The 26,214-nt window shown below is 61.8% G+C and carries 35 protein-coding genes and 1 tRNA gene; 19 read left to right on the forward strand and 17 right to left on the reverse strand.

Features of this window, described 5'->3' with window-relative positions; translation table 11 throughout:
• A partial coding sequence (locus FGK64_RS00005) for an HNH endonuclease (protein ID WP_138861767.1) occupies nucleotides 1-274 on the reverse strand: 274 nt, incomplete at its 3' end.
• A gap of 260 nt (nucleotides 275-534) precedes the next feature.
• Between FGK64_RS00005 and FGK64_RS00010 the strand changes: the two genes are divergently transcribed.
• A complete protein-coding gene (locus tag FGK64_RS00010; RefSeq protein WP_171053924.1) occupies nucleotides 535-984 on the forward strand; it encodes an SRPBCC family protein in 450 nt (149 codons plus the stop codon).
• Between the two features lie 479 nt (nucleotides 985-1,463).
• On the opposite strand, the gene FGK64_RS00015 is transcribed toward FGK64_RS00010, so the two are convergent.
• From FGK64_RS00015 to FGK64_RS00040, 6 genes are all read right to left on the reverse strand, one after another.
• The gene (locus FGK64_RS00015) at nucleotides 1,464-2,282 is read right to left on the reverse strand and encodes a hypothetical protein (RefSeq protein ID WP_138861769.1); all 819 of its coding nucleotides are present in this window, start codon (nucleotides 2,280-2,282) and stop codon (nucleotides 1,464-1,466) included.
• Between the two features lie 351 nt (nucleotides 2,283-2,633).
• Nucleotides 2,634-3,128: a hypothetical protein gene (locus FGK64_RS00020; RefSeq protein ID WP_138861770.1), complete on the reverse strand. Its 495-nt coding sequence runs from the start codon at nucleotides 3,126-3,128 to the stop codon at nucleotides 2,634-2,636.
• Nucleotides 3,125-4,471: a DUF3696 domain-containing protein gene (locus FGK64_RS00025; RefSeq protein WP_210236529.1), complete on the reverse strand. Its 1,347-nt coding sequence runs from the start codon at nucleotides 4,469-4,471 to the stop codon at nucleotides 3,125-3,127. Before FGK64_RS00025 ends, FGK64_RS00020 begins: the two co-directional genes overlap by 4 nt.
• A 187-nt stretch (nucleotides 4,472-4,658) precedes the next feature.
• Entirely contained in the window at nucleotides 4,659-5,315 is a 657-nt protein-coding gene (locus tag FGK64_RS00030; protein ID WP_138861772.1) for a hypothetical protein, read from the reverse strand.
• Nucleotides 5,312-5,878 carry a hypothetical protein gene (locus FGK64_RS00035; RefSeq protein ID WP_138861773.1) on the reverse strand — a complete coding sequence of 189 codons (567 nt, stop codon included), beginning with the start codon at nucleotides 5,876-5,878 and terminating at the stop codon, nucleotides 5,312-5,314. The genes FGK64_RS00030 and FGK64_RS00035 overlap by 4 nt, the downstream gene beginning before the upstream one ends.
• A gap of 55 nt (nucleotides 5,879-5,933) precedes the next feature.
• A complete protein-coding gene (locus tag FGK64_RS00040) occupies nucleotides 5,934-6,605 on the reverse strand; it encodes a helix-turn-helix domain-containing protein (protein WP_138861774.1) in 672 nt (223 codons plus the stop codon).
• A gap of 333 nt (nucleotides 6,606-6,938) precedes the next feature.
• Here FGK64_RS00040 and FGK64_RS00045 point away from each other — a divergent pair, with 333 nt between their 5' ends.
• Both FGK64_RS00045 and FGK64_RS00050 read left to right on the forward strand, forming a co-directional pair.
• Complete coding sequence (locus tag FGK64_RS00045; protein WP_138861775.1) at nucleotides 6,939-7,424, forward strand: hypothetical protein; 486 nt, start codon at nucleotides 6,939-6,941, stop codon at nucleotides 7,422-7,424.
• A 625-nt stretch (nucleotides 7,425-8,049) separates the two neighbouring features.
• On the forward strand, nucleotides 8,050-8,274 hold the full coding sequence (locus FGK64_RS00050; protein ID WP_171053925.1) for a hypothetical protein: 225 nt from the start codon (nucleotides 8,050-8,052) through the stop codon (nucleotides 8,272-8,274).
• Between the two features lie 38 nt (nucleotides 8,275-8,312).
• Here FGK64_RS00050 and FGK64_RS00055 read toward each other — a convergent pair whose 3' ends face one another.
• A complete protein-coding gene (locus FGK64_RS00055) occupies nucleotides 8,313-8,771 on the reverse strand; it encodes a hypothetical protein (protein WP_138861777.1) in 459 nt (152 codons plus the stop codon).
• A gap of 54 nt (nucleotides 8,772-8,825) precedes the next feature.
• Between FGK64_RS00055 and FGK64_RS00060 the strand changes: the two genes are divergently transcribed.
• From FGK64_RS00060 to FGK64_RS00105, 11 genes are all read left to right on the forward strand, one after another.
• A complete protein-coding gene (locus FGK64_RS00060; RefSeq protein ID WP_138861778.1) occupies nucleotides 8,826-9,482 on the forward strand; it encodes a hypothetical protein in 657 nt (218 codons plus the stop codon).
• The gene (locus tag FGK64_RS00065; protein WP_138861779.1) at nucleotides 9,443-9,772 is read left to right on the forward strand and encodes a helix-turn-helix domain-containing protein; all 330 of its coding nucleotides are present in this window, start codon (nucleotides 9,443-9,445) and stop codon (nucleotides 9,770-9,772) included. Before FGK64_RS00060 ends, FGK64_RS00065 begins: the two co-directional genes overlap by 40 nt.
• A gap of 263 nt (nucleotides 9,773-10,035) precedes the next feature.
• The gene (locus tag FGK64_RS00070; RefSeq protein ID WP_138861780.1) at nucleotides 10,036-10,245 is read left to right on the forward strand and encodes a hypothetical protein; all 210 of its coding nucleotides are present in this window, start codon (nucleotides 10,036-10,038) and stop codon (nucleotides 10,243-10,245) included.
• Nucleotides 10,242-10,523, forward strand: a complete 282-nt coding sequence (locus tag FGK64_RS00075; RefSeq protein ID WP_138861781.1) for a hypothetical protein — start codon at nucleotides 10,242-10,244, stop codon at nucleotides 10,521-10,523. The genes FGK64_RS00070 and FGK64_RS00075 overlap by 4 nt, the downstream gene beginning before the upstream one ends.
• On the forward strand, nucleotides 10,520-10,675 hold the full coding sequence (locus FGK64_RS22090; RefSeq protein WP_171053926.1) for a hypothetical protein: 156 nt from the start codon (nucleotides 10,520-10,522) through the stop codon (nucleotides 10,673-10,675). The genes FGK64_RS00075 and FGK64_RS22090 overlap by 4 nt, the downstream gene beginning before the upstream one ends.
• On the forward strand, nucleotides 10,672-10,986 hold the full coding sequence (locus FGK64_RS00080) for a hypothetical protein (RefSeq protein WP_138861782.1): 315 nt from the start codon (nucleotides 10,672-10,674) through the stop codon (nucleotides 10,984-10,986). The genes FGK64_RS22090 and FGK64_RS00080 overlap by 4 nt, the downstream gene beginning before the upstream one ends.
• Nucleotides 10,983-12,839 carry a ParB/RepB/Spo0J family partition protein gene (locus FGK64_RS00085; RefSeq protein WP_138861783.1) on the forward strand — a complete coding sequence of 619 codons (1,857 nt, stop codon included), beginning with the start codon at nucleotides 10,983-10,985 and terminating at the stop codon, nucleotides 12,837-12,839. Before FGK64_RS00080 ends, FGK64_RS00085 begins: the two co-directional genes overlap by 4 nt.
• Before the next feature lie 101 nt (nucleotides 12,840-12,940).
• Nucleotides 12,941-13,132 carry a hypothetical protein gene (locus FGK64_RS00090; RefSeq protein WP_138861784.1) on the forward strand — a complete coding sequence of 64 codons (192 nt, stop codon included), beginning with the start codon at nucleotides 12,941-12,943 and terminating at the stop codon, nucleotides 13,130-13,132.
• Nucleotides 13,133-13,168: 36 nt separating this feature from the next.
• Complete coding sequence (locus FGK64_RS00095; RefSeq protein WP_138861785.1) at nucleotides 13,169-13,369, forward strand: DNA replication initiation control protein YabA; 201 nt, start codon at nucleotides 13,169-13,171, stop codon at nucleotides 13,367-13,369.
• Nucleotides 13,366-13,572, forward strand: coding sequence for a helix-turn-helix transcriptional regulator (locus tag FGK64_RS00100; protein WP_138861786.1), 207 nt, complete (start codon nucleotides 13,366-13,368; stop codon nucleotides 13,570-13,572). Before FGK64_RS00095 ends, FGK64_RS00100 begins: the two co-directional genes overlap by 4 nt.
• A complete protein-coding gene (locus tag FGK64_RS00105; protein ID WP_138861787.1) occupies nucleotides 13,569-14,612 on the forward strand; it encodes a tyrosine-type recombinase/integrase in 1,044 nt (347 codons plus the stop codon). Before FGK64_RS00100 ends, FGK64_RS00105 begins: the two co-directional genes overlap by 4 nt.
• Before the next feature lie 77 nt (nucleotides 14,613-14,689).
• Here FGK64_RS00105 and FGK64_RS00110 read toward each other — a convergent pair.
• A tRNA-Leu gene (locus tag FGK64_RS00110) sits at nucleotides 14,690-14,773 on the reverse strand.
• Nucleotides 14,774-14,907: 134 nt separating this feature from the next.
• Between FGK64_RS00110 and FGK64_RS00115 the strand changes: the two genes are divergently transcribed.
• From FGK64_RS00115 to rocF, 3 genes are read left to right on the forward strand one after another with little or no spacing between them, the layout of a single operon-like run.
• Nucleotides 14,908-15,486 (forward strand): YqaA family protein, encoded by a 579-nt coding sequence (locus tag FGK64_RS00115; RefSeq protein ID WP_138861788.1) that lies wholly within the window; start codon nucleotides 14,908-14,910, stop codon nucleotides 15,484-15,486.
• Nucleotides 15,483-15,944 (forward strand): disulfide bond formation protein B, encoded by a 462-nt coding sequence (locus tag FGK64_RS00120; RefSeq protein ID WP_138861789.1) that lies wholly within the window; start codon nucleotides 15,483-15,485, stop codon nucleotides 15,942-15,944. Before FGK64_RS00115 ends, FGK64_RS00120 begins: the two co-directional genes overlap by 4 nt.
• Before the next feature lie 56 nt (nucleotides 15,945-16,000).
• Nucleotides 16,001-16,927, forward strand: a complete 927-nt coding sequence (rocF, locus tag FGK64_RS00125) for an arginase (RefSeq protein ID WP_138861790.1) — start codon at nucleotides 16,001-16,003, stop codon at nucleotides 16,925-16,927.
• Nucleotides 16,928-16,989: 62 nt separating this feature from the next.
• Here rocF and FGK64_RS00130 read toward each other — a convergent pair whose 3' ends face one another.
• Entirely contained in the window at nucleotides 16,990-17,574 is a 585-nt protein-coding gene (locus FGK64_RS00130; RefSeq protein WP_138863010.1) for an HNH endonuclease, read from the reverse strand.
• A gap of 255 nt (nucleotides 17,575-17,829) precedes the next feature.
• On the opposite strand from FGK64_RS00130, the gene FGK64_RS00135 reads away from it, so the two are divergent.
• The gene (locus tag FGK64_RS00135) at nucleotides 17,830-18,390 is read left to right on the forward strand and encodes a pseudouridine synthase (protein WP_138861791.1); all 561 of its coding nucleotides are present in this window, start codon (nucleotides 17,830-17,832) and stop codon (nucleotides 18,388-18,390) included.
• On the opposite strand, the gene FGK64_RS00140 is transcribed toward FGK64_RS00135, so the two are convergent.
• The 4 genes from FGK64_RS00140 to FGK64_RS00155 are packed head-to-tail and all read right to left on the reverse strand — an operon-like array spanning nucleotide 18,387 to nucleotide 20,781.
• Nucleotides 18,387-18,686, reverse strand: coding sequence for a putative quinol monooxygenase (locus FGK64_RS00140; RefSeq protein WP_138861792.1), 300 nt, complete (start codon nucleotides 18,684-18,686; stop codon nucleotides 18,387-18,389). The two genes, FGK64_RS00135 and FGK64_RS00140, sit on opposite strands and share 4 nt — an antisense overlap.
• A gap of 36 nt (nucleotides 18,687-18,722) precedes the next feature.
• A complete protein-coding gene (locus FGK64_RS00145) occupies nucleotides 18,723-19,388 on the reverse strand; it encodes an alpha/beta hydrolase (RefSeq protein ID WP_138861793.1) in 666 nt (221 codons plus the stop codon).
• Nucleotides 19,385-20,017: a DNA-3-methyladenine glycosylase family protein gene (locus FGK64_RS00150; RefSeq protein ID WP_138863011.1), complete on the reverse strand. Its 633-nt coding sequence runs from the start codon at nucleotides 20,015-20,017 to the stop codon at nucleotides 19,385-19,387. Before FGK64_RS00150 ends, FGK64_RS00145 begins: the two co-directional genes overlap by 4 nt.
• A complete protein-coding gene (locus FGK64_RS00155; protein WP_171053927.1) occupies nucleotides 20,014-20,781 on the reverse strand; it encodes a cobalt-precorrin-6A reductase in 768 nt (255 codons plus the stop codon). Before FGK64_RS00155 ends, FGK64_RS00150 begins: the two co-directional genes overlap by 4 nt.
• Nucleotides 20,782-20,858: 77 nt before the next feature.
• Between FGK64_RS00155 and FGK64_RS00160 the strand changes: the two genes are divergently transcribed.
• Nucleotides 20,859-22,100 (forward strand): MFS transporter, encoded by a 1,242-nt coding sequence (locus FGK64_RS00160; RefSeq protein WP_138861795.1) that lies wholly within the window; start codon nucleotides 20,859-20,861, stop codon nucleotides 22,098-22,100.
• Nucleotides 22,101-22,179: 79 nt separating this feature from the next.
• Here FGK64_RS00160 and FGK64_RS00165 read toward each other — a convergent pair whose 3' ends face one another.
• The 3 genes from FGK64_RS00165 to cysS all read right to left on the reverse strand — a co-directional run bounded on the left by FGK64_RS00165 (nucleotide 22,180) and on the right by cysS (nucleotide 26,072).
• Nucleotides 22,180-22,956, reverse strand: coding sequence for a squalene/phytoene synthase family protein (locus tag FGK64_RS00165; RefSeq protein ID WP_138861796.1), 777 nt, complete (start codon nucleotides 22,954-22,956; stop codon nucleotides 22,180-22,182).
• Nucleotides 22,957-22,982: 26 nt separating this feature from the next.
• Nucleotides 22,983-24,602: a citramalate synthase gene (cimA, locus tag FGK64_RS00170; protein WP_138861797.1), complete on the reverse strand. Its 1,620-nt coding sequence runs from the start codon at nucleotides 24,600-24,602 to the stop codon at nucleotides 22,983-22,985.
• Nucleotides 24,603-24,707: 105 nt separating this feature from the next.
• Nucleotides 24,708-26,072, reverse strand: a complete 1,365-nt coding sequence (gene cysS, locus FGK64_RS00175) for a cysteine--tRNA ligase (RefSeq protein ID WP_138861798.1) — start codon at nucleotides 26,070-26,072, stop codon at nucleotides 24,708-24,710.
• Between the last annotated feature and the right edge of the window lie 142 nt (nucleotides 26,073-26,214).

A 26,214-nucleotide genomic window follows, 5' to 3' on the forward strand; every position in this document is an offset into this window, starting at 1 on the left:
ACAGTTCCGGGTCGCCGCGATGCGGTTTGATGTGATCGACCACCGCGCTGTTCGGCTCCCGCCTGCCGGCAACCAGCAGCACGCCGGTCTGCTGGCAGATGTGATTGTCCCGTGCCAGCACCAGCCGACGCAGCCGTTGCCAGCGCGCGGTGTTGAGCCAGTCTTTCGAGCGGCGCGCGGCGTCTTCACCGGGGCTGGCCGGTGGCCGCGACTGGACGCGCGAGCGCGCCGGCTTCAGTCGAGACGGCAAGCCGCGTCCTTTCAATGCACCCATTCAGAACCCCGGAAACGCAAAACGCCCGGGCGGGTCATCCGTCCGGGCGCAAATCAGTTGCTGGCTTTTTGTAAACCCAGTGAGATTCTCACGTCAACGGGGTTTGTGGTGGGGGCCGTGGCCAGGCCGCCTTCGGCTTGCTAGTAACGCGATCAGGGGCGAGAGCAGTCAAAGCCCCAGCGCGCTGTTTGTAGTGTGTTTTCCTGAGTCATCAGACCTGTCGCGTCCACAGGGGCAATGGCAAAGCTGTCGGAGATTTGATGCGAACAGTTACTTTAGAGCACAAGTACGATGCACCCGCGCATCTCGTCTGGGCGCTGGCAACCGACCTGGACGCACTCGGCGACGTGATGGACGGCATCGTCACCTTCGAAGGCTTGCCAAGCGGCCGGGTTTACGAAGGCCAGAAGATCACAGTCCAGGTATCCCTGTTCGGAAGATTGCCGCCTCAGCCGTACTACATGGAAGTTGTTGAGTGCGACGATGAAGCCATGATCTTGCGGTCCTTCGAACAGGGCGCCGGCGTCAAGTCTTGGCGGCACACCTTGACGGTAGAGCCGACCCAATCCGGCAGCGTGCTGCGCGATGTCATCGAGATCGATGCAGGCTGGATGACATGGGCTTTCGCGCTCTGGGCAAAGTACCTCTACGGAAAGCGCCACGAACCACGCGTCAGGATGCTCGCCGAGATGCAAGCGGAGCAGAGTTAGCAAACTTTAGGTTGTCTAGCTGGTGTTATGCCAGATGGCTCGGCAGTCCCAACGCAACTCAAGGCGGCCGGACGATGCCCAACTTTCGCCATCCAGCCTGTCTAGAATAGACCCCAAATGTTGACGGAGCGAGAAGCAGGAGCGGCGACATGTCAAACGAAGCGACGAAGAAATGGGCCGACGACCAGCACAAGCGGGAAGAAAAAGAGAGAAGAGCGAATGCTCCGAAGTGCCTACACTGTGGCGGTTCCGTACCAGACGGAGCAGCGCTTTGCGATGCCTGTGACTGAGTAAAACTTGCGAACTCGGCCCACACCGGTCATTGGCCAGGATCACCATTGCCGCAGCGCATCTTCCCCCTACCGAACCTTCATGGCACCGCGCAGTATAGTCCAGATGCCCAAGGTCAGCAGTGCGGACAAAGCACCATTTCGTTGCGGTTACGCCAATGGCCGCAGCAATGCCCAGAGCACACGCAGTCAGCCTCCTTCGATCAGTGGAGGATGGCATTCACGCATTAAGTGCAGCATGTTTTCATATTGAAAAGATGCCTCGTAAGTAACAGACGTGATGAGTGCATGGTCGGCACTGCCCAAAAAGAGTGGATTGCCCGCAACATGTTCTTGGGGGATATGAGATAAATGTACATGCAAAATAAGGCCATCCAAATAAATTCGCATTATCTTCACGAACTGATCTTTGATGCCTTCGAGGTTAGAAATTTGTTTCTCGTTGATCCCCGGAGACTGATTGTGCATCATCCCAACTGTTGAAAGCTGCGTCAGCGAAATAGGAAATGGCGAAGCGCCAACAATCGGCTCTCCTAGTACAAACTCCTTTAACCTTTCTTGTTCCTCCACTCCGAGCTTTGCTTCCGCCATATCTGGAAGCGACGACGCGGACGCTCGCCAAGCAATGCTAAGCGCAAAGCGGATCAATTTGGATACTTCGGCAATTTTCACCTTTCGATAGCCATGGTCTGGTAGCGTAACCGCGACCCTCTCGAAATGCGGACGGAAAACAGTCCAGCCGCTCCAGACAAGTTGATGCCTTCTAAGTAACTTGATAGCTGCATCGTCTATTTCAGAAAGAAAGTCTTCTCCTTCCCTTGTAACTAGGTTTTGGTCATACCAACTGGACCATCTTCTTCGCTCCCCCCTCCCTTTACTCGATTGGTACAGAGCTTCGCCTTTGACTGCAGGGCGGGTAAAAGCTTGTGGTAATATGTGACACTTTACAAACTTTCCGTATGAACCAGTAAGCGCACAGCGTCCAGTTTTTGAATTTTTCTTTGGCATCAGAATTCCAAAACAACTCATGTGAAAATAAAGATAGCGCCAGCATGGAAGATACTTTAGACCACCCCAAATAAACAGCTATGCAACGCCTGTTTGGTTGCGCTTTGCCGAAATAGGTACACGATTTAGCGTCCAAAACTTTGGGCTCGAAGCAGACCTGCGGCCGCCGCAGCGAACCGAACGCCTTCAGGACCGCAGCGGGCCTCACTCTCGACCCGTTACAGTCATTTAGTGCATGTATCGCGCTGCATCGTTGCCTTTCAAATTCGGACATTAATCTTTAGCTTGGCATTCCGCTCGCCCAGTGAAATTCCTATGAATTGAAGAAGAGCTAAAACGTTCACTCAGCTTTCATCCTTCGTACCAAAACGCCTGATCAGCGCCGCAAACTAAATGCAATTTAACGCCGCAGTCGGTTAGTACCTCTAGGTCTTCAAGCCAGTCGCTATCCACTGAATTTGCCACCGGAGCATCCTGTTTGACGGCAAGCGCTGCAAACTTGCGGTCGCTCGGGTCGAATCCAGATGCCACTATTTCCGGAGGCAGATCGGCATACTCACCGTCTGCGCCAACCGGCAACTCGACTCTATGGATGCGGTTGACGTCACGGTACAGTTCCTGCAAGAACCTGTCGCCGACGCCGGGCTGGCCATTTGGATTCAAATATTTACGATACTCGGTCAGAACTGCGTCAGCAAAATCGACGAGAACGCAGTTGTTTCCACTCAGTAGCGCCAATAGGAACTCAACTGATGCGGCACGACAGTTTGCAGAGACGGCTCTCTCGCCATCGTGCCGACCATTGGCGACTATCATCACGTTTGTATCAACCACCCATTGGCTCATGTTTTGCTGCGTGCACTTCGTTTAATGCGGGCCAGTTCGGCTTTCGCGGTTTCGGTAAAGGCATCGCCCATGAACTTGTCCGGCCAATTCTCAATGTTGCCCAGAAGATCCAGCCTGAGAGGCTCAGCAGTCGAAAAGCCTTTGCTGGCGTCGCAGAAGTAGAGCTTGACGTCTTCTGAGGATATGGTCTCTTCGGCTATTCTCCGTTGCAGCCTAAGCAGTAAATGTTCAGAATGGCTCTCGACGATTACCTGAATATGTCTATGCGTTGCAGCGTTGATGATCACGTCAGCAAGACTTGCTTGTGCCAATGGGTGCAGATGGATTTCTGGCTGCTCAAGGATAACCGTCGAGTTCTCCGGCGCGTAGTAGAGAAGCGTAATCACAGGCAGGACTTGCGACACGCCGAAACCAACATCCGTCAGAAGCACCTCACTGCTGTTTCTATGTGTCCGCACTTTCGCCTGCCATCGATTTGAGCCTGGAGCTATCTCGACGACTTTAAAACTGTAAATTAGACCCATTTCTTTGAGCCAATAGGCTATCATTTCGGAGAACGGCTTTCGTCTCCCCTTCGGCTTCAAATTGCGAGTCTCGCCTCGATCTTGAGCCGAAATAATGGCCTCGATAGCGTGCTCGCCGCGCTCACCAACATCGTTTGGTGTCGATCTGGTCCACGTATAATCACGACGCGGGTCCTCACGAAGTGGACCCAAGTAATAAAGGTTGTCGAGATTTTCCTCGAGATTGAACTCCAAATCGGCTAAAAAACCTGCATTCTGGAAGTATGTTCGCGCTTGGTCGGGAAACTGATAAGCCTTCATTGGGCCGGGTAAGTTCCACACTCTGCCGGGAGTTCTGGTAAACTTGAAATCATCTACTCCCGAAGACCGCAGGCGGAATTTTGATTTTTCTTTTTCGCTCCGGTCGAGCCAAAACATCGCGTCACCAAGCCTATATGCGAGCATGTCGCCCTTCGGGGCTTGGTTCTGAGAAACAATCCCAGCCGCCAGGCGAAAATCATCGGATTTTACCATTGCTGCGGTTCGACTTGCTGCCGTGTCAACGATCTCCATGGGATGGGTTAGTTGAATGTCGAGCTGGAAGGTTAGTCGATTTCGCTCTTCATGTTTGAATAGCACATCGGCCATGGTGCCAAGTTCAACGTATGGCCCATTCAGATCAAGAGCAACGTTCCGATCTGTAGCGAGCATGGTTTGCTTCAAAAGCAACAAGAACTGGATCAGGCTGGTCTTCCCTGAGGAGTTTGTTCCGAACAATCCGGTAATCTGCCCCATGGATATGTCGGCAGATTTCCATGATTTGAAATTGGTGAGCTTCAAGCGCGAGTACATACATCAGAACTAAGGCTGCTCGTTCAGTACTGCAACAAATTCATGCATCAGACACATCGACCGTCGTGAACTGCTCGCAAGCGCTGACCTATACACCATACGAGTTCCTGCGCAGTGAAGGGGTGGGTTGCAGTCATTGGGACAAGGCGCAGTGAACGACGGCTTCCCGCCCACCTTACCCCTTCCTCCAAGGCTCCATCACCGGCATCGCCTCTGTCACAACAAACGCTGTCAACCCGCCGTACAGCCGGAACGTCTGCTGCAGATCGAACAGCGCACCCCACCAGCGCAGGTAGTCGCGGCGGGCCCGGGCGGCTAGGGGTGCCGGATCACGGAACCTCACGGGGCAGACGCGCAACTCGGCTTGGCGCAATCGACCGCGGTGGACGTACTGCACCTGACCTGCACTCTCGGTGACGGCATATCGCGTTCCGTGCTTGCAGGCGCGCCATGCGACTGGCTCACAGGTTTTCCGCTCCTCGTAACGCCATTCCGGCGCCATCCCGGCCCGCGCCAGATCGGCTATCCAAAGAGCCGTTGCGCGGCCGCCGTGTCCCTCAGGCAGCGCGGCCAGGGCCGAGGCGACGGTATCGGCATCCGGATGCGGCTCTGAGCGGCCGCCGCCATCAATCTGGCAGCCCAGCAGCTGGCGCTGCATCAGCAGGTACTCCGTCCCGACCCCGACACGGCGATCGCCGCGCACCGCCCCGATCTCGTCGAAGTCCAGCCGCGCCAGCTCGCGCCCGAACGCCCATTCCAGCAGCTCGCGGATAGACACGGGCGTGGCAGGCGCGCTTCCCCGCGCCGGCTGGATGGCGCGGGCCGCCATCATGCCTCCACCCCATTGACCATCGCGCGCAGCATCGCCTCGGTCTTTTCGTACCAGTTCAGCCAGGCCTGATCGTCCTGCGCCACGCCGCGGCCATCGGCCAGCCGCTCGCGCGTCAGCGCAGCGCGGCGCTGCCAATCGGACGCGACCTCGGCCACGCGGCGGCGATCCTGGTCGCTGACCGGCGGGCGCTTCTTGCGCTCCCAGAACCGGTATTCGGCCACCAGCCGCCCGCCCTGCAGCGCCGCCGATCCAGCGGCCGATTTGAACCAGCGCAAAATCTCGGGCACCTCGGTCAGCGGGCGCGGATGGAACGCCTCGGCCAGCCCGATCACGCTTGCATAGCTCGGCCAGAAGCACCGCGCCGTGCCCTGCCCTTTGGTCATCAGCGACACGCGCAGCGCATCCAGCTTGTCATCGGGCAGATAGCCCAGCCCATCCGCCAGCCGATCAAGATCGCGCTTGCCGGCATCGTCGCTCGTGCCTCTCGGAAACCGGAACCCGGCCTCGGCCAGGGGCGTCAGAACCAGCCTGCGCACCCGGTCGCGTTTCGTCTCCTGCTCCATGCTCGCCTCCTGACCCGTCTCCAATTTCTGGAGACGGCTTTGCCGCATCAGCCCGCTACCGGGCGCCCTGCCCCCGGATGTCTGCGATCCGGGTGGCCTCGATCAGTTTCTCAGCAACCATGCAGGCCGCCACTTCGTCGGAAATCGCGTTTGGCGAGACGAACCCGTTTTCGGAAATCCGCTCTGCCCAGAACCGGGCCGCTTTGCGCGTTTTTTCGCAGAAGCCCCGGCGCATCGCGTGGTTCTTTACTGGTTCCTTTACAGGTTCCTCTCCAGCCGGCTGGAGACGGCTCGCCCCGAAAGTTGGAGACGGCTCCCCCCCAAAGTTGGAGTCGGCTCCGTCTCCAGTTTTTGGAGACGGCTTTTGCCCGGTGCCGTCTCCAGTTTCTGGAGTCGGGTCGCCCCCGGGTCCGTCTCCAAATTCTGGAGACGGCTCGCCCTCTTTCGGCAGCTCGAAGCCTAGCAGGTATCGGGTCGGCCGCTGGCGCCTGGTCTTGTTGTCGAAAGACCGATGCCGCGCGATCAGCTTCTTCGCTTCCAGCCCGTTCAGCGCGTTGTTCAGCGTGCCGTTCGAGACGCCAGTGGCCTCCTTCAGGTACTCCTGCGTCGGAAAGCACCCGCGCGAGGGGTTGTGGCAGTCGCACAGGTGAAACAGCACCCGGAATTCGCTGTTGCCAAGCGCCTCGGCCGGCAGGCTCGACAGCCAGTTGGTTGCCTTGTGGCTCATGCTCTATGCCCTTCTCTGCGGCTCTTGCGGCCGTTTACCCAGTCTTAACCATCTAACGCGTTGCACTGGCCGAAGCCGCGACAGAGCTCCCGAACGGGGCGATGAGATGCTTGCCAACGGCCCGCGCTTGAGACGGCGGAAGCGACCCGGTGCAGTCAGTCGCCTCTCGTTTCGAGCGATAAAATTGGCGACACGTGCTGGAATTTTGATGGCCGCAGTGCGATACTCCTCCTTGGATGAGCATTTCTGCTCGCCCAACCCCGCGGAACCTGCAATCTGACTTGCTAGCCATCCAATTGCTTCTGGACAGCCAAGCCCATGCCTAAATCTTCGATGCGCAAACTGATCGATAATATTACAGACTTGAAGGCCGCCATCACCGGCGCTGCGGCGCACCAACCCACAATCGATGCTTGGCGAACTTCGCTGACAGGTCATGCCGAGTGGGAAAAGATCTATTTCAGCATGCGCTCTCCCGCCGAGGTCCGAACCACACTGCTCAGTATCGGCGTCGTCCCAGACAGCCCGATCCGACTTATCGGCTTCCGCGAAGCTTCGTCGCAAAAATACGAAGATTTCCCGGAGCTTCCTGAGATTCTTTCGCCTGAAAACGCCGCGGCTTCCGTGACATGGAACTCGCCCGCACATTCGCCTCTCAAAGAGTTGGAGCCCGAATGGCAAGAAGTCCAGCTCGGAGATATTTTGGTATATGGCGCAGTCGATGATGATCTCGAGCTGGTCTTCACCTGGAGCAGCGAAGACGAGCCCGCGGTCGCGCACGACACGAGAATGAAGATCGCGAACGGGCCTTCGGACTGAACCGGAACACCTAAGTAACACGATCTGGCGCACCTGTGGAAAAAGGGGCGGACGCCGAAACGCCCGCCCAGGTCCAACAGGGAGGTTACGGGGGCATGCACGCGCACCGCGCCCCCGGGCGGGTCTTCTCCGCGCGCGGCATTGGAAAGACGTGTCTTGCTTTGGCTCGCGGACCAGCGCAAGTCTGCCACAGTCACCGGGTTCTCCGATCCAACCCCGGCACCGAGCAGCTAGCTTGTCAGCTCCAATTGGAGCCAAGCTACCACTGCCAATTCGGCTGTCGCCATGGGCTTTCTGAAAACCGAGCGCCAAGTATTTACTGAACTCGACTCGTTGCTCCGAGGCCTCGCCGAAACATTGTCCACGAAGTGTTGACAAAGACCTGTCGAGCGAATCACCAATAATGTGCTTTATTGTGCGTAGTCCTATCCAATTGGACTCTCTCGTTTGGCAGGTCGCGCTTCTTCCAAGACAATTGCGGCCTGCCGGAACGAGTTGGCCTGCCGAGCGCAGGTTCAATTGTTGGCAATTCGAAAACAATCGAACGCCAGATTTCAAGACGACGTCAGACACAAATGGCTCAGACCGCAGCCCACAGCTTGGAACCTTCGGCGCGAGGTGACCTATGGCAACATCACGGTTCGACATGCAAAGCATCGAAGTCCCCTGTCCTGTATGCGGCCTTGAGATCGAGAGGTCGGTGGCGTGGATCAAATCCAACGGCCACTTCCTCTGCGACGGATGCGGAAGCGTGATCACGCTGCTGCGCGACCGGTTCCTGAAAGACCTTCAGAGCGCCGATCGCTTGATCGCCTACTCGCGGGCACAAGCCCCGCGCCGCCTGCATTGACGGCCTGGCAGGGTAAATTTCAGGGAAATGTGCATCCATCACGCCGCGCCCCGTTTCTGGCGCACATCGGCCTTCGCCTTCACGAGCACGGCGATCGCTTCGTCGATCTCGCGCTCGGCTTCGTCCAGGTGCCCGGCCTTCAGGGTTTCCGCCGCGCGAATGATCGCCGCCTGCGCCTCGCCGCATTCCTTTGCGACCAGACCGCAGCGGGCGTACAGGCTGATCACATCCGCCTGGCTCAGGACCGGCTCGAAAACCCCGCCCGCGTGATCTGCGAAGAACTCGGCAAGCGGTACCGCGCAGCGGCTGTCGTGCAGCGCCAGCCGCACCAGGTAATTCACCCCGATGCCGCCCGGCCGCGATTCGTTCACCTCGGTGCCGTAAGACACCGTGCTATTGGCAAGGCCGAGCTGTTCTGCGACAGCCTCGACCCCACCGACTGCCCGATAGCATCGCGCCACCGCATCCTGAATCGTTCCGACTTTGGTTGCTCTCATGCGAAAACCCTTAGCGCCCTTTCGCTTGTTCGCGGACAAAACCCGAGGCACAGTATGGGCGAGTTTGAACCGAGTTACCCATTTGCTGATCTTACCGTCATTGCGCGGCGGCTTGCGCGCACAGATGGGAAAACCGCCGCGCAAGCATCTGATTTAAGAGAAATAAATCTTCTCGCGACAAAATGGCTGTTTTCTGGCTATCCTGGCCGCGTCGACCTTCCAGCAACGACATTAGCAGGCGGACCGACGCAGCTATCCAACGGGTTCGGTCCGCCCTCTCCATCCACGCCCAATGGGAGGCGCGAACGGAATGCCAATGAAATGATGGCCAGTATGGCGCCGCCGTGGTCACGCGGCATCGCTTTCGGATGGCACAGGCCGAATGTCGTGCAGCTTAGCGACAAGTTCGTGCGTAATCGCATAGCCTCGCGAGCGTCCCGCCTCGACAAAGGCGGCATGGTAGCGCGCTGGTATCGAATTGTACTGCCCCCATTTGTAGACCTGCCCAACAGTGATTGCGCTCCCCACACCGGCCAGCGCTGCGGAGAGATCAGAAGCAAGTTCCGATCGGGACGGCCACAGCTTGATGAGATCAACAACGTAAGAGAAGGTCATAGCACCACACCGATAATGGACACTTCTTCCATTGGTCAAGTGTGGAAAAAATTTTTATGGAAATATTTTCCAGAAATTCGTTCGTTCGCGCCATGAACAGAGCCAATGCCAACCCAGCTGTTGACCTCGCCAACGTAGCCACGCGCGTTCGAAATGTACGCGAAGCTTACGGCATGGCCAGTGGCGACTTTGCCCGCTCAATCGGCGTCGACCCATCAAGCTACTCGAAAATCGAGAAGGGCACGAAGCCCCTTAAGATGGAGATGGGCGTAGCGGTTTGTGAAGCATATGGCGTCACACTCGACTACATTTACCGGGGTCGCTTGGGCGATTTGCCAGAAAAAGTCCTGCGACATCTGCAGAGCACACAGCGCCAGGCAAACTGAACCGATCTGAGCAGCCGAAAGACACGCCACCGGTAGACGTCATCGATCGATACATCCCAGCGATCCGCCGCCCACAAGACGAACCGATCGTGTAACGGCATTCGCATCCAAATCCTCCCTTATCGTATGGTCGCAAGGTAGACATTGGCCTTTGCGAAAGGAAAAGAAGCAAAAACAAATGGAAATATTTTCCATTATTCACTTGACTATGGAAGTTTTGTCCATTTCATATGCTGTCCAATCACACCGATTGGAGGCCACCCATGCCCGACAACTCGAACTGCCCGCCCCCGGCTTCGCCCTCGCGCTTTGCTGCGCTGACCAGTATCATCCGCGCGCTGCCTGACGCGCCGCGCGGCCCGGTTGGCCCTGCGAGTGCCGAGGATGATCTGGTGGTCCGCATCCACGCCCATGCCGCCCGCATCGGGCGTACCGGCCCGTCCCCGCTGATCCTGCCGCAGGCGCGGGTATGAGTGCCGTCGCCACGGGAATCCGTCATGCGCGGCTGGTGCTGGCCAGCGAGCTCGAGCTGCTGCCCGTTGCCGAGCGCGCCGAGGCCATGCGCGCGGCCTGCATCGACACCGGCGGGTGTTTCGTGCCCGCCCGCACGGTGCAGGGTGGCACGCATTATGCCGAGGTCAGCTGTCTCGGCGTCTACCACGCGGGCGGCGACATGGCCGAGGCCATCGCCCACTGGATCAAGGCCGCGCATCGCATGGAGATCAGCGCGCAGACAGGGGTGGCGGCATGACCGACTTCGACAAGGCCGTGCGCCGCGCGCCCGTCCGCCTGCCCCTGAAGCGCCCCGATCCCTCCAGCCATCTGGGCCGCCACGGCGCCCATTGGATCATCCTTTGCGCGGCTTTCGTGGTCTGCGGCCTGATCTGGGCCGCGATCCGATGACCGCCTCCTCGTTTGGCGCCTCCCGCGCCAACCCGCCCGGGCCGGCCACCACTCACGACTCCCCCCAGCCGGCCCGGGCGACGGATTACATCGATCCCTTCCCGCACCCGCGCCTGTGGCAGTTCACGCTGGGCACCGTCGTCACATGGGTGAAGTCATTCCAGGCCGAGGGCAACCGCCGCGATCTGGGCCATGTCGTCGGCTTCGCCCAGGACCCGAACGCGCTGCCGTTGATCCGCGTGCGCTGGCAATCCGGCGACACCTCGGATGTCCCGCCGGGATATCTCCGCCTTGAAAAGGACCGCACATGAACACGCACGTCACCCCCGCAGCCGAGACCCGGCTTATCTCGCTGGCCGATCTCTACCTGCACGACATCAACCCGCGCCAGAACGGCTCGGCCGAGGATACCGCCGCCATGGCCGCCAGCATCGCGGTGAACGGGCTGCTGCAGAACCTGACCGGCTATGCCGATCCGGATCGGCCGGGTATCGGCATCGTCGCCGGCGGGCGCCGCCTGCGCGGGCTGCAGCACCTGGCCGAGCACGGCAGCGGTACGATGGACGCCCAGCCGATCGACTTCACCGCGATCCCGGTGCGCGTGACCGACGATGCCTTTGTCGCCCGCGCCTGGGCGGGCACGGAATCGGCCACGCAGAAGCCGCTGCACCCCGCCGACGAAATCCGCGCCTATGCCGCCATGTCCGATCAGGGCAACAGCCCCGAGATGATCGCCCGCGCCTTTGCGCAGAGCGTCGCCCATGTGCGCCGACGGCTGGCGCTGGCCGATTTGATTCCCGAAGCGCTCAGCGCGCTGCGCGAGGGCCACATCAGCCTCGATGTCGCCAAGGCTCTGACACTGGCGCCCAGCCATGCCGAGCAGCTCGCCACGCTCACCACCGCCCGCGCGGGCAACTGGACGGCCGAGCGGGTGCGCCGCCAGCTGACCCCCGACAGCGTGGCCAGCACCGACCGCCGCGCGATCTTCGTCGGGCTCGAGGCCTATCGCGCCGCAGGTGGCACCATGATCGACGATCTTTTCGCCGACTGCTGCTACCTGACCGACGCCGATTTGCTGCATCAGCTGTTCGTCGCCACGCTGGATGAACGGGCCGAGGCCCTGCGCGCGGAACAGGGCTGGGCTTGGGTGAAGGTCAGCTATGACCAATGGAGCGACCACAGCCTCACGTCAGGCTGCGAGCGTATCCAGCGGACAGCCGTCGAGCTGCCGACCGGCGACCGGGACCGATTGGCCGAGCTGGAGGATATCCAGTTCTCCGAAGGGCTGAACGACACCGAGCGCGCCGAGATCGAGGCGCTGCGCGACCGTGCCAAAGGCGATTACAGCGACGAGGATCGCGAAGCCGGCGGTATCGTCGTGCTGGTCGACCGCCACGGCACCCTGACGATCGAGGGCGCCTATCGCCGAGAGGCAAAGTCAAGGGCACACGATACGACCGAGACCGGCAGTACCGCTCCCGCCGCCGAAAAAACCCTGCCGCAGGCCGCGCTGGACGATCTGCACCGCATCGAGCTGCTGGCGCTGCAAACTGCCCTGCTCGACAAGCCCGAGCTGGTGCTGGACCTGCTGGCCTGGCAGATCGAGCGCCGGGCCCCGGCGTGGTGCAGCCCCTTCTCCGTGCAGCTGTCCGATCAGCAGATCACGCCCGAGGCCGCGCAGCATGTCACCATCGACGCGCGGTTAGCCGACACCAGCAATGCCACAGAGTTCAACAAGACGGACAACCCGGTCGACCAGTTCACGGCCTTCCAGGCCAAGGGCAAGAAGCACCGCAACCAGGTGCTGACCCGGCACTTCGTGCGCACGCTGAATCGCATGACCTCCGACCAGGCGCCGCTGGCCGATCATCTGGCCGAGTTGACCGGCACCGCGATCCGCAAGGTCTGGACGCCCTGCGCCCCGGGATACTTCAAGCGCCTGCCTGCCGGACGGTTGGACGGTCTCTGGCAGGAGCTCACCGCCCTGACCGCCGAGGCCGAAGAAGCCGTGGCCTTCGCCAGGCTGAAGAAAGCCGAAAAGGCAGACGAGCTCGCCCGGCTGTTCCAGGACGCCAGCGCCCGCGAAGCCCTCGGCCTCTCCCGCGAGCAAGCCGCCGCGATCGACGCCTGGCTGCCGGCCGAGCTGCAACGCGCAGCGAAGTGAAACACCGGAACGCGCAGCGCGGTGCTGCGCTCCCCCGCCGCGGGCATGTCGCCCATTTCCTCATCCGGGGCGGCGGGGGCATCAACCAAGGGAGCGATTGGATGAAGCGGCCCAAGACCTACACCATCAAGATCGACGTCGAGAATGGCGGCAAAGCGATCAATGCCATCCAGGTCACCCTGACCCGCCACATCGAGCGCGACATCGACACCGTGTTCAACATCGACCTCGTCGACGACCCGCTCTACCCCGCCCTGCACACCTACGTGATGAACAATCCACCGAGGAATTAGGATTGTGGAGGCCTTCACGACGGACAAAGAACTGACATGAAAGCAGCAATGATGTCCGTCCTACAATTGAAGATCGAGTCTTTGTCGCGCCAGCTCGGGGAAGTCGCGAAGCGCAACGCCGACCTGACGACGGAAAATGAACGCGTCCGCAAACTTCTAGACGAGTTTGCACGACGCCATGAACGCGATCAGGCACAAATCGAGAAACTGACCAGCGGAAGGCTCAATCCATCGTGAAACACTTCCAACCCATCTGCGTCCGCGAAACCAGGGCCGCCCAGCTGCTTGATCTGACCAGCAAGGAATTTCGCGATCTGGTGTCGAAGGGTGCATTGCCTCGACCAGTCCGCGTAGGCGGGTTCGATCGCTGGCGAGTCTCTGATCTTGAAGCCATCCTGAACGGAGATGCGGCGCTGCCCAGCGAGGACATTGAGCTGTGAAGCCCCCGAAGCCCCGGATCGCCAAGCCGCGCCTCGTCTGGAAGTACGACCGCCGCAAGAATGTGTGGGTGCCCTATCACAGGGTGTCATGGCGCGAGGGCGACCGACAGCGCCAGAAAACGGTCAAGCTCGACTGGAAAGGTGACGCAGCCCTTCTGGACGAACTCTACTGGCGCTGCCAAGCTGGCAACCATGAACGTCAGCAGTTGCCCGCCAAGTACACCTGGCGCGAACTGGTAATTGCCTGGCGTACCGACCCCCGCATTCAGGGCCGATTGGCGGATAGTACGAAGGTGTCTTATCGCCGCACGATGGACGCGATCCTGATGAAGAATGCGGCAAAAGACGTGCGGCACACGACCCGGCAAGGCGTCCGGGCGATCCACGACAGCCTGGCCGAAACGCCGCGTAAAGCCGATTGGTATATCCAGACCATCAGCCTGTTGTGGAACTACGCCAAGAATAAGCGGGATTGGCCTTTGGGCGACAACCCGGCATCGGGTATCGACCTCTTCGGCAAGCAGCGCGAATTTCTGCCCTGGCCGGAATGGTTGGTGAACAAGCTCGACACCGCACCTGACAACGTGCGAGCAGCGGCCGAACTCATTCGCGCGACCGGGCAACGCCCGAACGCAGCCATCACCATGCGCTTTGACCATTTTCACGGTGAGACCATGACCGTGCTCGATGAAAAAGGCGGCGAATTCATTGAAGTGTTTTGCCCTCCTGCGCTGAGGCAATTTATTGCAGACAGGCGCCGTGCCGGTGCCCATGTGCTTGCGAAAAACCTGACCGCGCCGCTGGGGTACGATGCCATCGAAAAGGCGTTCCGAACCTGGCGCAACGGCCTCGGGCCAAAAGCCAAGCCGTTCACGTTGCACGGTTTGAGAAAGCTGGCCATCGTCCAGCTGGCAGAGGCCGGATGCACTGATGCCGAGATCCAGGCCGTGACGAATCAATCTGCCGAAATGGTCGCCTACTACCGCTCAAAGGCCAGCAGATTGCGCCTGTCCAAGTCCGCCCAAGAGCGAAGAACATGAACAGAACAAAAACAGACGGTGTGAGTCAGGGGTGTGAGTTGTCTTGCTAGTGGGTCGAGGCAAACCCGCTAAGTCATTGGTACCCAAGGCCGGACTCGAACCGGCACGCCCGAAGGCGGGGGATTTTGAATCCCCTGCGTCTACCATTCCGCCACTTGGGCCTCGCCTCACGATCTAACCGCGCAAACCGGCGGCGTCTAGTGTCAAAAACCCGTGCGACGATGCACGCGCTGTTGACCGCGGCAGGGTGGCATGGTCTGACCTCTTCCAACACAGGAACGGATCCGGCCCCTCCATGCTCAGACCGCTTTACGACCGCACAATGGCCTTGGCCTCTCACCCCAAGGCGATGTGGTGGCTGGCCTTTGTTGCCTTCATCGAAAGCTCGGTCTTTCCGATCCCGCCTGACGTGATGATGATTCCGATGATCCTGGCCCGACCCTCGCGCGCCTGGGCTGTGGCGCTGGTGGCGCTTGTCGCATCGGTTCTGGGCGGATTGCTGGGCTATGCCATCGGAGCGCTGGCGTTTGAAGGGATTGGTCAGCCGATCCTGCAAGCCATGGGCAAAGCCGACGCGATGGCCGAATTCAACACGCGCTTCAATGATTTCGGGTTCTGGGCGGTGCTGATCGCTGGGATCACACCGTTTCCCTACAAGGTGATCACGATCATGTCGGGCTGGACAGGAATGCCCATCGCCACCTTTGTCGCGACCTCGATCCTGGCCCGCGCGCTGCGCTTCTTCATCGTCGCGGCGCTGCTGTGGAAATTCGGCGCGCCGGTGCGCGACTTTATCGAAAAGCGGCTGGGGCTGGTGTTCACAGCTTTCGTCCTGCTGCTGATTGGCGGCTTTGTAGCGGTGAAATACCTATGACACGCAAATTCCTGATGCTTCTGGCCGCGTCCGGTTCGGCACTCCTCCTCCTCGGCGCATTCGGGTTTCAACACCTGGGCGGAATGGCCCCGTGCAAGCTGTGCCTGTGGCAACGCTGGCCACACGCAGCCGCTATCGCCATCGGAGTCGTGGCGCTGGTTCTGCCCCGTGCGGCGCTGGCCTGGCTCGGTGCGCTGGCGGCAATGGCAACCGCGGGGGTCGGCGCCTATCACACCGGAGTCGAGCGCGGCTGGTGGGAAGGCCCCACAACCTGCACCTCTGGCAGCATCGGCGGGCTGACCCCGCAGCAGCTCATGGATCAAATCATGAATGCCCCCGTGATCCGCTGTGACGAGGTGGCCTGGCAGCTTCTTGGCCTGTCAATGGCCAGTTGGAACGTGCTGGCGTCGCTGGCGCTGGCCGCGATCTGGATCGCCGCCGCCCGCGCCCCGCGCTAGGCTGGCATTCCGGCGCCAGACATGGATACTGCCCGAAACGGCAAAGGAGTCCGCATATGCCCGCGAAAACCTGCATCCTGATCGGCTGTCCCGTCGACAGTGGCAAACGCATTGCTGGCTGCCTGATGGGCCCCGATGCCTATCGCACCGCAGGTCTGCCGCAGGCTCTGGCCGAACTGGGTTTCAAGGTCGAGGACATGGGCAATCTCAGCCCCGCCTCGCACACCCCCGATACCGACGGCACGCGCCTTTACAGGCCAAACCAGACCATCGCATGGACGCACCGGCTGATCCGCACCGCCGAACAGGCCATGAGCCGGGGCTTGCCCATCTTCATGGGCGGCGACCATGCGCTGTCGCTGGGCACCGTGGCGGGCGTTGCAAATCACGCGGCAACCAAGGGGCGCCCGCAGTTCGTTCTCTGGCTGGACGCGCATTCCGATTTCCACACGCCTGACACCACGACCTCGGGCAACCTGCATGGCACGCCGCTGGCCTATGTCACCGGCCAGCCGGGCTTTGGCGCCTTTCCGGCCATCACCAATCCGATCCCGCTGGAAAATCTCTGCATCATCGGGCTGCGCTCGGTCGATCCAGCCGAACGCACCGCGTTGGAATCCGCGCCAATCCACCGCCACGACATGCGCGACATCGACGAACACGGCATCGCGCGGCTGCTGTCTGCCTTCCTAGACCGCGTGGCCGACGCCGATGGTGCGCTGCATGTCTCGCTCGACGTGGATTTCCTCGACCCCTCGGTCGCGCCCGCCGTTGGCACCACGGTCCCCGGCGGCGCCACCGTGCGCGAGGCGCACCTGGCGATGGAGCTTATCTGCGACAGCGGATTGATGACCTCGCTCGACCTTGTCGAACTGAACCCCTTCCTGGATGAACGCGGCCGCACCGCCCAGGTCATGGTTGACCTCGCCGCCTCGGCCCTCGGCCGCCGCGTCTTCGACAGACCGACGCGCGCCCATTCCTGACGCGCCCCTTTCATCATTCCACAAATACTCAAAACCGCGTGCCGCCAATCAGGCCGCGCGCGTCAGGCTTCCAGTTCCGCATCCCAATACAGGAAATCGATCCAGCTGTCGTGCAGGTGGTTCGGCGGAAACTTTCGTCCCATGTTGCGCAGGTCCTCGGCGGCAGGCTGGCGCGGGGGCTTGCGCAGGTGCATCCCCGCGCGATGCAGCGATTTCGACCCTTTTTTCAGGTTGCAGGGCGAACAGGCCGCCACCACGTTCTGCCAGCTTGTCACGCCGCCCGAGGCACGCGGCACAACGTGATCAAAGGTCAGATCGCCCTTGCTCCCACAGTACTGGCAGCGGAATTCATCCCTCAGAAATAAATTAAAGCGCGTGAAGGCCACGCGCTTTTGAGGTTTCACATAATCTTTCAGGACAACCACGCTCGGGATCCGGATCGTGGTACTCGGGCTTCGCACGACCTCGTCGTATTCGGCCACGATATCGACCCTGTCCAGCCAGGCCGCCTTCACCGCTTCCTGCCAGGGCCATAGCGACAGCGGGTAGTAAGACAGCGGCCGGTAATCCGCATTCAGTACCAGCGCCGGATGCTGCCTTAGCGCGCCGGGCTCTCGCACGAATTCGGTTCTGAAGTCACCTTGCATCCCTATGGTTCCGTCCTTCATGGGTCCGGTCTCCCGGCCCGCGCAAGGGCGATTCCCTTGCCGCGCAGGCCCGGAGTCCAGAGAACTATATATCGTGGTTCATCGCTGGCAAGCACCGAGTGACCACTAGATGTCGGTTAACCTCTAGCCTGCCTCAATGACAGGCAGATGACGGTTCGCCACTTTATCCACATGGTCATAGGTGTGCCCGGATTCGGCTTTGTCAAATCACGGTTCTTTGGCTAGCAAGGGCCCATGCCGCGCCTGATCCGCTTCAACAAACCCTATGATGTACTGCCACAGTTTACCGATGGTGAAAGCCGCCGTACGCTGGCCGATTTCATCGACGCGCCGGGCGTCTACCCGGCCGGCCGGTTGGACCGCGACAGCGAAGGTCTGATGCTCCTGACCGACGATGGCCGCCTGCAGGCGCGCATTGCCGATCCAAAACACAAGATGGCAAAAACCTATTGGGTTCAGGTCGAACGCATTCCCGATGACACGGCCCTTGCCGCGCTGTGCAAAGGCGTGACGCTGAAAGACGGCCCCACCCTGCCCGCGCAGGCGCGCCGGATCGACCCGCCGCCGGGGCTCTGGCCGCGCGTGCCGCCGATCCGCGAGCGCAAATCGGTGCCCGACTGCTGGATCGAGCTGATCCTGCGCGAGGGCCGCAACCGGCAGGTGCGCCGCATGACAGCCGCGGTGGGCCACCCCACCCTGCGCCTGATCCGCGCCGCGATTGGCCCCTATACGCTGAACGGGCTGGCGCCGGGGGCGTGGGATACGGTGGACCCGCCCCGGCGCCCGCGCCCTTAAAGCTTGGTGATTGGACCGGGCTCGAACATCACGACATCGCGGCCCAGCACACCCAGATCCTTCAACGCGGCGCGCCATGTGCCCATGTGGTCGGATGCCCCATGCGCCTTGAGGCAATCAAGGTCGTCCCATTCCTCATACACCCGGAACTGGCCGGGGTTCTCCACGCTCTGCCAAAACGCGTAAACGCGGCAGCCTTTTTCGGCGCGGGTGGCCTGTGACACCGCAATGGCGGCTTCGGCGACGGCGTCGGCGTTTTCGGCGGGCACGTCGATGGTTCCGGTGACGATCAGCATTCTGTCTCTCTCTCCCTTAAAATATGGTCGCGGGGCCTACAGGCCCAGCTTGTCGCGCATGAAGGCCAGCGCCACGCTCAGCCCGTCGGGCGCGATGCCGTGGGCGGTGCCCTTCATCACATGCGCATAAACATCGGTGAACCCGGCCTCTTGCAGCGCCTCGGCGGCGGCGGGCAGCGATTGCGGCGGCACCACGTCGTCCATGTCGCCATGCACAAGCAGCACGGGCGGGCGCACGACCACCTCATCCGCCAGGGTCTCGGGGCTCAGCAACCGGCCCGAAAAGGCCACGACACCAGCAACCGCATCCTCGCGGCGCGGGGCGACATGCAGCGCCATCATCGTGCCCTGCGAAAAGCCGAATAAAACGACCTGCTCGGGCAGCACGTCTTCATCCACCATCAGCGCATCAAGAAAGGCGTTCAAATCCTGCACGGCGGCGGCCATGCCACGTTCGGCGGCCTCTTCGCTTGATCCGTCCAGCCACGGGATCGGGAACCACTGATAGCCGTTTGGCATTCCGGGGATCGTTTCGGGCGCATCCGGGGCCACGAACAGCGTGTCGGGCAGATGTTCACCCAGCGGATCGGCCAGCCCCAGCAGATCGGCGCCATTCGCGCCATAGCCATGCAGAAACACCACGACCGATCGGGTATCGCCCGAATGCGGCTCGACCCGGCCGGCGTTAAGTACCCGTGTCATCCTATTCCTTCCCTGTTCTTGTCCACGCGGTAATAGGCCCACAACAGCCGTGCCGCAACCGACCGCCACGGCGCCCAGGCTTCGGCCATCTGGCCAAAGGCGCGCGGGCGCGGACGCTCGGGCAGATCAAACAGCACCCGGGCGGATTCCTGCAAGGCCAGATCGCCCGGCGCAAAGACATCCGCGCGGCCCAGCGAGAACATCGCGTAGATTTCCGCCGTCCAATGGCCAATGCCGGGAACTGCCGTCAGCGTGGCAATCACCGCCTCGGTCGGCATGTCGCGCAGAGCGGCATAGTCCAGCCCGGCCTGCGCAAGCGCCTGGGCATAGCGGATCTTCTGACGGCTCAGGCCCACGGCGCGCAGGTCTTCTTCACGTGCGCTGGCGACCGTCTCGGCATCGTCGAACCCAGCCGCCTGCATCCGCGCGCGGATCGCGGCAGCCGAGGCGACGCTGACCTGCTGGCTGACGATGGCCCCAAGCAGCTGGTCGAACCCGTCCGGGCGCAGGCGCAGCGGCAACGGCCCGGTCAGCTCCAGCGCACGGGCCATGCGCGGATCGCGCGCGGCCAGCCATTCCGCGCCTTCGGCAACGCAGGCGTCACCCCGGATGATGCGGCCCACGCTCATGCCAAATTTTCGACCCATGCCAGCGCCTGCGCGACGGTGGTCAGCGTGGTCGCCTGCACTTGGTCGGGCCGGTCGACCAAGATCACCGGCAAGCCAAGCGCGCGCGCAGCGTCCAGTTTGGTGCGGCTGGCCGTGCCGCCGCTGTTCTTGGCCACCAGCACGTCGATACGATGGGCGCGCAGCGTGGCGATTTCGTCATCAACCGAGAATGGCCCTTGCCCGATGACATAGCTCACGTTGGCCACTGGCGGAGGGCTGGGTTCCGCCGCCCTGCGGCGCAGCAGGAATTGTGCCGGGCTTTTCATCACCAGCGCCTCCATCGTGGCGCGCCCGGTGGTGGCAAACACTCGCTGCCCCGCGTGCAACAACGCTCCGGCGGCAGACTCGTCCGGCACATGAGTCCAACGGTCGCCCGGCTGTGCCTGCCAGGCGGGGCGCAGCACCCGGGCATAGGCAATGCCCCGCGCGGCACAGATTGGGGCCGAGCGTTGCCCGATCCGCGCGGCGAAGGGATGGGTGGCATCCAGAACGGCGGTGACGCCTTCGCGGTCCAGATACTGCGCAAAGCCGTCGTCGCCGCCAAAGCCGCCCGTCCGGGTCAGCACCTTCAGCGGGCCGGCCAGCGACGGCGCGAGAACCGAAGCGGTGACGCGCAGATCGCCCCGATCCGCCAGACCAGCCGCAATGGCGCGCGCTTCGCCCGAGCCGGCAAGCAGCAGCAGGTGGCGCGGGAGGATCGGAACGGGCGGCAAATGCGATGACATCGGGCGAACCATAAACGCCGCCCAAGCAGGCGCAAGCCCACTTGCCACGCTCAAATTACAGGCATATTCACCTGAACATGGTAAGTAATCCCGCCCCCACCGCCCCCGCTTCGGACGACCGCCGCGCCAAGCGCAATGTCGTGATCCTGGTGATCGCCCAGGCGTTTCTTGGCGCGCAGATGCCGATGATCTTTACCGCGGGCGGGCTGGCGGGCCAATCGCTGGCTTCGAACCCCTGCCTGGCAACGCTGCCAATTTCGCTGATCGTGCTCGGCTCGATGCTGACGGCCACGCCGCTGTCGGCTGCGATGCAGCGGTTCGGTCGACGCGCGGGGTTCTTCATTGGCGCGACCGGCGGCATTCTTGGCGGCGTTCTGGGTGCAGTCGGGCTGTACCTAGGGTCGTTCCCGGTGTTCCTGCTGGGCTCGCTCTTTACCGGCGTTTATATGAGCGCGCACGGGTTTTACCGTTTTGCCGCGACCGATACCGCGTCGGATGCCTACCGGCCCAAGGCAATTTCCTATGTGATGGCGGGCGGTCTGCTGTCGGCGATGATCGGGCCGCAGATTTTCAAGTTTACCGCCGATGCCTATGTGATCCCGTTTCTGGGCACCTATCTGGCGGTGATCGCGGTCAACGTGCTGGGCTTCCTGCTGTTTCCGCTGCTCGATATTCCGCGCCCTGCGCCCGAGGCTGAAGACGCCCCCAAGGGCCGCAGCCGGTGGGAGTTGCTGAAAACGCCGCGCATCGCCGTGGCGGTGATCGTGGGCACAGTATCTTATGCCTTGATGAACCTGGTGATGACATCAACGCCCTTGGCGGTGGTCGGATGTGGGTTCGAAAAAGGCGACGCCGCCGATGTGGTGACGGGCCACGTGCTGGCGATGTATGCGCCCTCTTTCTTTACCGGCCACCTGATCACGCGCTTCGGGGTCGAGCGGATCATGGGACTTGGCCTGCTCATCCTGACTGGCGCCGGTGTAGTGGCGCTGCAGGGAGTCGAGCTTGAAAACTTCTTTGTCGCGCTGGTTCTGCTAGGCATAGGATGGAATTTCGGGTTCATCGGCGCGACGTCGATGCTGGCCGGATCCCATGCGCCCAGCGAACGCGGCCGGATGCAGGGGCTGAACGACCTGATCGTATTTGGCGGCGTGACTGTCGCCTCGCTGTCATCGGGCGGATTGATGAACTGCTCGGGTGGTTCGGCGGTGCAGGGCTGGACGGCCGTCAACCTTGCCATGGCCCCGGCGCTGGTTCTGGCGGGCGGCGCGCTGATCTGGCTGGTGCTGCAATCGCGCGGGGTGGCGCGGCAGCGCTAACCGCCGAAGTCTCGCCCGGGCGATCGGCCCGAATGCGAGTATTTTTGGAATAATGAAACAAAGACCCTGGCGCGTGGACCTACCAGCGCCCGATTGCCGCCACCCAAGCCAGACGGGCGCGTTTGCGCAGAGAGGGCAATCGCAGCGTTCCATCGGCCACGCGATCGGGATGTGCGCGCGCCAGCTTTAGCAGCGGATCCGCCTGCCATGCTGCGAGTACCGCGGCCCGGGCCGACGGGGAAATAGCAAACCGGCGCTGGCGCGCAAGAGCCAGCCGGTCGAGCGCATCCGATGCCAGCGCGCGCACTGCTTCGGGCCGCCCGTCGAGCAGCGGCACACGGCCCCGCGCGGCAAGCTCTGCCGTTGCGACCAGCCAGTTCGCGATCCCACTGGCATAGCCTATGTCGTGAATCGGTGCTTCCGGGCCTGCACCCAGCAGAGTAGCGGCCACCCGCATCGGCAGCGCGGTCGTGGCGTGGATATAACTGTCGAAGTCCGCGCTGTCGGCAAAGGGTTCGCGGTAGATATCCCAGCGGCGGCGCGCAATGGTCTTATCCAGTTCTCGCGCCATGCCGGGCGTCAGGAGTTCGGCAAGAGGCGTCACCACCTCGTGCCGACGCGCGGGGGCGCCGCTGGCGATTTCCTCGAGCGCATCGCGCCACCACTGCAGGCGCATTTCCGCGATCATCGGTTCCTGCGTGACCCAAGGGGCACGGGCGATTTCCACCCCGAAGGCATAGATCGGGAAGAGCACCCGGCGCGCCTGCACCGGTGCCGCCATGGCCGCGAGGAAGCGATCCGGATCGCCCTGCTCGACGATGCGCGCGCAGGCGATCAGGTTGGCGTCAAACTCCATCTATATTCTCCGCAATGACCCTGCGATCACGCCGCGCCGTTGCGTTGCAGCTTCCACCGAATCGCATCCAGCAGCGCCTCGAAGCTTGCGTCGACGATGTTCGGCGACACTCCCACCGTGGACCACCGCCGCCCGCGCGCATCCTGGAAATCGATGATCACACGGGTCACCGCTTCGGTGCCGCCATTGGTAATACGCACTTTGAAATCCGTCAGGCGAATGTCTTCTATGCGCTCCTGATAGGGGCCGAGGTCGGTCTTTAGTGCCTGCCAAAGCGCGTTCACCGGCCCGTCATCGTGCAGATCCTGCGGGTGTTCGTTCTTGAAATACCCTGTGCGCTTGCTGCCATCGGGCAGTTGCACCGTCACCACCGCCTCGGATTCCACCACGACCTGCCCCTTGGCATTGCGTCGGCGTTCCGAAATCACGCGATAGCGTTCGACATCGAAATGCGATTTGGCCCGGCCCAGCTGTTCCAGCGCCAGCAGCTCGAAGCTGGCCTGCGCACTGTCATAGGCATAGCCTTCGTCTTCACGCTCCTTGATCCGGTTCAGAATGTCACCCAGCGCCGGGTCGCCTTTATCCACCTCGATCCCCGCTTCGGCCAGACGACGGCGCAGGTTCGACTGGCCCGCCTGGTTCGACATCGGGATAATGCGTTCATTGCCAACCACTCCGGGATCGACATGTTCGTAGGTGCCCGGGTCCTTGATGATCGCGCTGGCATGCAGACCGGCCTTATGCGCAAAGGCCGAAGCCCCGACATAGGGCGCCTGCCGCAGCGGCACGCGGTTCAGGATATCGTCCAGCATCCGGCTGATCCCGGTCATGCCCTCCAGCTTGTCCACCGTGATCCCGGTCTCGAACCGGCTGGCGAGCGGCTCTTTCAGCACCAGAGTCGGAATCAGCGAGGTCAGGTTCGCATTGCCGCAGCGTTCGCCAAGCCCGTTGAGCGTGCCCTGCACCTGCCGCACCCCAGCCAGAACGGCGGCGAGGCTGCCTGCCACAGCGTTTTCCGTATCGTTGTGCGTGTGGATGCCCAGCCGGTCGCCGGGGATGCCCGCCGCGATCACCTCGCCCACGATGCGCGCGATCTCATCCGGCAGCGTGCCGCCGTTGGTATCGCAGAGCACAATCCAGCGCGCCCCGGCGTCGAACGCCGCCCGCACCGCCTCCATCGCATAGGCGGGATTGGCCTTGTAACCGTCAAAGAAATGTTCCGCATCGAACAACGCCTCGCGCCCCTGCCCCACGATATGGACGATCGAGGCGCGGATGTTTTCGGTGTTCTCGTCCAGCGAGATGCCAAGCGCCGCCTCGACATGGTAATCGTGGCTCTTGCCGACCAGACAGACCGTGCCGGTGCCCGCGTTCATCACCGCCGCCAGCACCTCGTCATTCGCGGCCGAGCGTCCGGCCCGCTTGGTCATGCCAAACGCCGTCATCCTTGCACGCAGCTTGGGTGCGGCCTCGAAAAACGCGCTGTCGGTAGGGTTGGCTCCGGGCCAGCCACCTTCGATGTAATCAATCCCCAAGGCATCCAGCGCCTCGGCAATCTCGATCTTGTCCTGGGTCGAGAATTGCACGCCCTGCGTCTGCTGCCCATCGCGCAACGTGGTGTCGTAAAGATAAAGCCGCTCACGCATCCTGCGATCCTCCCACCGGAACACAATTTCTTTGAGGCTCAAATATCCTCGGCGGGCACGGGGGGCAAACAGCCCCCCGCCCTTCGGCCTGTTGCATCACGACGGTCACACCAACCCCTCCAGCTTCGTCGCATCGAACCCGGCCGCCGGGCTCAACTCGACCCCCGCCTTGCTCATCCGCACTTCGACCCCAGCGGCCATCAGCGCCGCCTTGAACGCATCGACTTGAGAAAAATCTTTGCTCTCCACCGCACGGGCTCTCAACGCTGACAGCTCTTCCACAAAAGCCGTAAGATCGGCGCCTGCGACCCAACCGCCCATTCGATCATCCAAAAGACCCAGCAATTGAGCCGAAGCGGCCAAACCAGCTGCGTCTCCTTGACCCGCGAGCCGATGCAATTCCGCAATTGCACCCGCCGTGTTCAAATCTTCGGCCAATGCCGCCAGCACAGAAGATGCAACCGCGCCCGGAGTAACCCCTTCGACCATGCCACGCCACTTGCGCAGCACCGCTTCCGCCTCGCGCGCCTTCTCCGCCGTCCAATCCATCGGCTTGCGATAATGCGTGCTCAGGAAGACAAACCGGATCACCTCACCCGGCACGCCCTGATCCAGCAGGTCACGTACGGTAAAGAAATTCCCCAGCGACTTCGACATCTTCTTACCCTCGACCTGCAACATCTCGTTGTGCAGCCAGACACGGGCAAACTCCCCCTCGGGATGGGCGCAGCAACTCTGCGCGATCTCGTTCTCATGATGCGGGAACATCAGATCATTGCCGCCACCGTGGATGTCGAAACTCGGCCCCAGCAATTCATAACTCATGGCCGAGCACTCAATATGCCAGCCCGGACGCCCCCGCCCCCAGGGGCTCTCCCAACCGGGCACGTCATCACTCGACGGCTTCCACAGCACGAAATCCATCGGATCGCGCTTGTAGGGCGCCACCTCGACGCGGGCCCCGGCAATCATGTCCTCCACGCTGCGCCCCGACAGCAGCCCATAGCGTTCGGGCCACGATGCGACCGAAAACAGCACATGCCCCTCAGCCGCATAGGCATGGCCGCGATCAATCAGCCCTTCGATCATCGCCACCATCTGCGGAATGTACTCGGTCGCGCGCGGCATGGCATCGGGCTCAAGCGCCCCAAGCGCGGCCATATCCTCCAGGAACCACTGCGTGGTCTCGCCGGTGATCTCGCCAATGCTGCGCCCGGACTCGGCGGCGCGCGCGTTGATCTTGTCATCCACATCGGTGAAATTGCGCACATAGGTCACGCAGCCCTCACCATAGACATGGCGCAGCAGCCGGTTCAACACATCGAAGACCACGACAGGGCGCGCATTCCCCAGATGCGCCCGGTCATAGACCGTCGGACCACAGACATACATCCGTACATTCGCCGGATCGATGGGCTCGAACGGCTCGCGGCGCCGGCTCATCGTATTGTGCAACGTGATCTTCGTCATCCCAGGGTCCTCGCAAGATGCCACAGCTCTCCCGGCGCGGGCTTGGCAACTTGTTCATGGGATGTAAACGAAGAAAACCGGCCCGCTGAAATTCAGCAGGAAATAATGCAGCAGATAATGATGCAAATACGGTTCATGACGC

It is taken from the genome of Arenibacterium halophilum (assembly GCF_005938225.1).
In the GTDB taxonomy this organism is placed as follows: domain Bacteria; phylum Pseudomonadota; class Alphaproteobacteria; order Rhodobacterales; family Rhodobacteraceae; genus Arenibacterium; species Arenibacterium halophilum.